The sequence below is a fragment of the Pseudomonas sp. 37 R 15 genome (assembly GCF_900004865.1).
Lineage (GTDB): Bacteria > Pseudomonadota > Gammaproteobacteria > Pseudomonadales > Pseudomonadaceae > Aquipseudomonas > Aquipseudomonas fluorescens_AM.
This window is the reverse complement of sequence record NZ_CVTV01000038.1, coordinates 1-5,529: the sequence shown is the minus strand read 5'-3', so window position 1 is coordinate 5,529 and position 5,529 is coordinate 1. Positions and strand designations below refer to the sequence as shown.

General features: G+C 58.1%; 5 protein-coding genes. 4 read left to right on the top strand and 1 reads right to left on the bottom strand.

Annotation, left to right across the window (positions count from 1 at the left end):
• Positions 1 to 71: 71 nt before the first annotated feature.
• Positions 72 to 374: a transposase gene (locus BFQ04_RS30405; protein ID WP_065949522.1), complete on the top strand. Its 303-nt coding sequence runs from the start codon at positions 72 to 74 to the stop codon at positions 372 to 374.
• Positions 371 to 1,207: an IS3 family transposase gene (locus BFQ04_RS12090; RefSeq protein ID WP_065949523.1), complete on the top strand. Its 837-nt coding sequence runs from the start codon at positions 371 to 373 to the stop codon at positions 1,205 to 1,207. The genes BFQ04_RS30405 and BFQ04_RS12090 overlap by 4 nt, the downstream gene beginning before the upstream one ends.
• A gap of 133 nt (positions 1,208 to 1,340) precedes the next feature.
• Here the strand turns inward: BFQ04_RS12090 and acs are convergent, their stop codons facing one another.
• Entirely contained in the window at positions 1,341 to 3,296 is a 1,956-nt protein-coding gene (gene acs, locus BFQ04_RS12085; protein ID WP_065951035.1) for an acetate--CoA ligase, read from the bottom strand.
• Between the two features lie 399 nt (positions 3,297 to 3,695).
• Here acs and BFQ04_RS12080 point away from each other — a divergent pair, with 399 nt between their 5' ends.
• Both BFQ04_RS12080 and BFQ04_RS12075 read left to right on the top strand, forming a co-directional pair.
• Positions 3,696 to 3,965: a DUF2790 domain-containing protein gene (locus tag BFQ04_RS12080; RefSeq protein WP_065951034.1), complete on the top strand. Its 270-nt coding sequence runs from the start codon at positions 3,696 to 3,698 to the stop codon at positions 3,963 to 3,965.
• A gap of 557 nt (positions 3,966 to 4,522) precedes the next feature.
• On the top strand, positions 4,523 to 5,529 hold a 1,007-nt coding region (locus BFQ04_RS12075; protein WP_065951033.1), incomplete at its 3' end, for a ribonucleotide-diphosphate reductase subunit beta.

Below are 5,529 nucleotides of genomic sequence, written 5' to 3'. Positions count from 1 at the left end.
TGAACTGGCCTAATGATTTTGGACACTTCAATCGGGCGCTATGATAGCGCCCAAATCTGAGGTGTTTGGTTATGCGTAAATCTTATTCGAGTGAGTTCAAGCTCAAGGCTGCCAGCATGGTGTTGGATGAAGGTCAGCCGGTTACCGAGGTGTGTGCCACCCTGGATATCGGCCCCACAGCCCTGCGCCGCTGGGTCGATCAAGTGCAAAAAGAACGCTTGGGCTCGACCCCGGTAGGGGCCAAGGCGATTACTGCTGATCAACGAGAAATCCAGAGGCTCAAAGCTCTGCTCAGAGAGAAAGACCTGGATATCGAAATTCTAAAAAAGGCCAGTGCTCTCCTGCTTTTGGACGCCAAAGATCATTCACGTTGATCGATGAGCTGGACGAGCAGTACGGCGTTAAAAGGTGTTGCCAGGCGTTTGGGGTCAACCGCAGTAGCTTCTACGCCTGGCGCCAGCGCCAAGGCAGAGCAAATCCTGAGAGGGATAAGCTCAAAGCCGCGCTGGTCAGGCACCACAAGGCGTCCAGAGAGTCGGCCGGTGCACGTACGTTGTCCAAGGAGCTACAAGCCAAAGGGCATCGTATCGGGCGTTATATGGCTCGCAGTTTGATGCGCGAAGCTGGCATCGCCAGCCGTCAGCGCAGGCGCCATAAGTACAGGTCGCCGGGCGTGGAGGCCTTGGTGGCGCCGCACGTGCTCAAGCGAAAATTTGATGTGACGGCGGTTAATCAGGTGTGGTGTGGCGACGTGACATATATCAAGGTCGGCAAGCGGTGGATGTACTTCGCCGCCGTTCTGGATTTGTACGCTCGCAGGATCGTGGGCTGGTCGTTCTCGATGATTTCTGATGCCAACCTGACCTGCGAAGCGCTACGCATGGCGGTTGAGCTACGCGGCCATCCCCAGGATGTGTTGTTTCATTCTGACCAAGGTTGTCAGTACACCAGTCATAAATTCCGAAACGAGCTGCTGAAACAGGGGTTTAGGCAGAGTATGAGCCGTAAAGGCGAATGCTGGGACAACGCCCCGATGGAGCGTTTCTTTGGCAGCTTGAAATCAGAGTGGGTGCCTGAAACGGGCTACAAACTGGAACATGAGGCCCGAGCAGACGTGCAGCGCTATGTCTCGCGCTACAACATCAGCAGGCCTCATAGCTACAACGACTACCGGTCGCCGGTCGTGAAGGAAAGGTTGGCGGCGTGAACCTTAATCAGTGTCCAAGATTACTTGACCAGTTCAAGCCCCCTCCCACAAGGGGTCTTCATGGTTTGCAAAATCCCGTAAAAAAGCCCCACCCGGTCTGTACCGAATGGGGCTCTGTCCCACCTACTCCGCCTTACGCGACGTTCATGGTCTTGTGCGTCTCAATCAACTGCGCAACCACCCCCGGATCGGCCAGGGTGGAGATATCCCCCAACCCGTCATACTCGGCCGTGGCAATCTTGCGCAGAATCCGTCGCATGATTTTCCCCGAACGCGTCTTCGGCAAGCCCGGCGCCCACTGGATCACGTCCGGCGAAGCAATCGGGCCGATCTCTTTACGCACCCAGTTCTTCAACTCCAGGCGCAGCTGCTCGCTGGGCTCTTCGCCGCCGATCAAGGTGACATAGACATAAATGCCCTGCCCCTTGATGTCATGCGGCACACCCACCACCGCCGCTTCCGCGACTTTCGGGTGGGCGACCATGGCGCTTTCGATCTCGGCGGTGCCCATGCGGTGGCCGGACACATTGAGTACGTCGTCCACACGCCCGGTGATCCAGTAGTAACCGTCCTCGTCACGTCGCGCACCGTCACCGGTGAAGTACATGCCCCGGAAGGTCTTGAAGTAGGTATCGACGAAACGGTCATGGTCGCCGTACAGCGTACGCGCCTGGCCCGGCCACGAATCGAGGATCACCAGGTTGCCTTCGGCCGCGCCTTCGATCAGGTTGCCCAGGTTGTCCACCAGTGCCGGTACCACGCCAAAGAACGGACGCGCCGCCGAACCCGGCTTGAGCGCATGGGCGCCCGGCAACGGGCTCATCATGTTGCCGCCGGTTTCAGTCTGCCACCAGGTGTCGACAATCGGGCAACGGGATTGGCCGACGTTCTTGTAGTACCAGTCCCAGGCTTCCGGGTTGATCGGTTCGCCCACCGAACCCAGCAGGCGCAGGCTGCTGCCGTCGGCGCCTTCGCAGGCGGCGGTGCCCGACGCCATCATCGCGCGGATCGCGGTCGGCGCGGTGTAGAGGACGTTGACCTTGTGCTTGTCGACGATCTTCGCCACCCGCGTGATATCCGGGTAGTTCGGCACGCCCTCGAACAGCAGCGTGGTCGCGCCATTAGCCAGCGGGCCGTAGACGATATAGGTGTGGCCGGTGACCCAGCCGACATCGGCGGTGCACCAGTAGATTTCACCCGGGCGGTAGTCGAACACACGCTCATGGGTCAGGGCTGCATATAACAGATAGCCGCCGGTGGTGTGCTGCACGCCCTTGGGCTTGCCGGTGGAGCCGGAGGTGTAGAGGATGAACAGCGCTTCTTCGGCGCCCATCTCTTTGGGCGCGCACACGGTGCCCGCCACTTTCATCAGGTCTTCGTACCAGATGTCGCGATGCTGGTTCCACTTGATCGCGCCATTGGTGCGCTTGCACACGATGACCTTCTGGACGCTGCTGGTTTCCGGATTGGTCAGCGCGTCATCGACGTTGGCCTTGAGCGGAATCTTCTTACCGGCGCGGATGCCTTCGTCAGCAGTGATAACGACTTTCGACTTACAGTCGATGATGCGACCGGCCAGGGCTTCCGGCGAGAAACCACCGAACACCACCGAATGAATCGCCCCGATGCGGGTACAGGCCAGCATGGCCACCACGGCTTCGGGGATCATCGGCATATAGATAGTCACCACGTCACCGCGGTGCACATCCTGGCCGCGCAGGGCGTTGGCAAACTTGCAGACTTGTTCATGCAGTTCGCGGTAGGTGATGTTACGGCTCTCGGCAGGGTCATCGCCCTCCCAGATGATCGCGATCTGGTCGCCACGCTCGGTGAGGTGGCGGTCCAGGCAGTTGTAGGAAACGTTCAGGGTGCCATCGGCAAACCACTTGATGTCGACATGGTGATCGTCGAACGAAGTCTGCTTCACCGTGGTGAAAGGCTTGATCCAGTCGAGACGCTTGGCTTGCTCGCGCCAGAAACCATCGGGATTGACCACCGACTGCTGGTACATCGCCTTGTAGGTCGCCTCGTCGGTCAGCGTATTGGCTGCTACTTCGGGACGAACGGGGTACAGGGAAGCCGCACTCATCTTTCTTACCTCGGTGACAATAGTTGTTGTTGTATGGCCCCTGTTGTAGCCGGGGTAGGCCTATAGAACCATTCGACGATGGTAGTAACAAGACCCTACAAATTGCCCAGCTATGCCGGTATTCCGCTCTGGCCCGCGTCCTGCAGCGCTTCGCAGGCTGCTGAAAAAACCTTCATCGAGGGATTGTTACAAAAACCGTCAAAAGTGTTTATCAAAACCACGGGTATATGAATATAACCCGGGCGCCTAGAATCAACTCCGCCAACCAAGGCACCGTGATTAACACCGTAACAGCCCCCACGAAGGCAACGTTAATCCGAACTTCCCAACTTTCAAGTTACACACGCGGCTCACAAGGGCCTCGTGACCCCTTTCGCCCTGAAGAAGGTAAATAGAGAAATGAAAGCTTTAGTAGTTTTGGCCCTCAGCAGCTTGTGCGCCACCGCCGCCCTGGCCGACGAGGCCCCGACCGAGCTGGCTGGCGCGAATGCGCCGATTGTTGAGGACTACACCTACAGCACTCACCTGGACGTCGCCAAAGTATTGTCCATGAGTGATATTGCGCAAGTGTGTGAAGTGGTACCGGTGAAGATGGAATATGAAGACTCGCAAGGTCAGCGTCATATTCTTAATTATCATGTGATGGGCAATGGTTGTTCTAACGGATAATCGGTTTTCAAGTTGAATGCTTAATTGCCGCAAGAAATCGCTCTTGCGGCCAAGGCCCGACCGCTGAAACACCACGATCAAAATGTGGGAGAGGGCTTGCTCCCGATAGCGTTAGCCGCCACACCCACCTTATAAAGCCCTGCCTGCGTCCCCCCTACCAAAACCCTCACACCGCCCGTCAAAAAAATCCAATCCCGGCAAAGCCTCGCAAACACACGCTTTGGCCGTAAACCAGGCTAATTTGGCGCCTCCAAGTGACCATCCGCCACAACACAAACCCGAATTTTTCCCTATAATGCGCGGGTAAATCGGGCCTGCAATATCCCTTTACACAGGGATTAAGAGCCAGACCTGAGGCCTCCGCTGGAGCCTGCACCTGTCGCTCCGCACCTCAAGCCTCACGCAGTACCCGTTACGCAATTTCCGTTTATTTGCCTGCGCGAGCTGCTGCAACAAACGATTCCTTAAGATCCACCGCGGCCTCAGGGCCGTGTGAACACCCCACCATCCGGTTTCACACGGGCACCTTTGAGCCCTCACGCAGGAGACGACACGTCATGCTGAGCTGGGACGAATTCGACAAAGAAGAAGAAGGCGAAGTAGCCACCAAGGGCGCCAACGCCGGCCACGCCACCGAAGCCAACATGGACCGCCTCGACGGTGCCGGCGCTGCCGCCGCCATCGAAGCGCGCGCCGTCACCGCCAATGACTCCGCTGCCATCGCGCGCGCCAAGGCCGAACTGGACAAACTCGACGTCGCCGAAGGCCTCGCCGAACTCGAAGGCGCCTCCGCCCGCGTCGCCGTCGACGAAAAGCGCATGATCAACTGCCGCGCCGACCTCAACCAACTCGTGCCCTTCAAGTACGACTGGGCCTGGCAAAAGTATCTCGACGGCTGCGCCAACCACTGGATGCCGCAAGAGGTCAACATGACCGCCGACATCGCCCTGTGGAAAAACCCCGAAGGCCTGACCGACGACGAACGTCGCATCGTCATGCGCAACCTCGGCTTCTTCTCCACCGCCGACTCCCTGGTCGCCAACAACCTGGTGCTGGCCGTGTACCGCCTGATCACCAACCCCGAGTGCCGCCAGTACATCCTGCGCCAGGCCTTCGAAGAAGCGATCCACACCCACGCCTACCAGTACTGCATCGAATCGTTGGCCATGGATGAAGGCGAGATCTTCAACATGTACCACGAGATTCCATCGGTCGCGAAAAAAGCCGCCTGGGGCCTGAAGTACACCCGTTCGATCTCCGATCCGAAGTTCGAAACCGGCACCGTCGACACCGACAAAGAATTGCTGCGCAACCTGGTCGCCTACTACTGCGTCCTGGAAGGCATCTTCTTCTACTGCGGCTTCACCCAGATCCTGTCCATGGGCCGCCGCAACAAAATGACCGGCGTCGCCGAGCAGTTCCAGTACATCCTGCGCGATGAATCGATGCACCTGAACTTCGGTATCGACGTGATCAACCAGATCAAAATCGAAAACCCGCACTTGTGGGATGCCGAGATGAAGGAAGAAGCAACGCAGATGATCCTGCAGGGGACGCAGCTGGA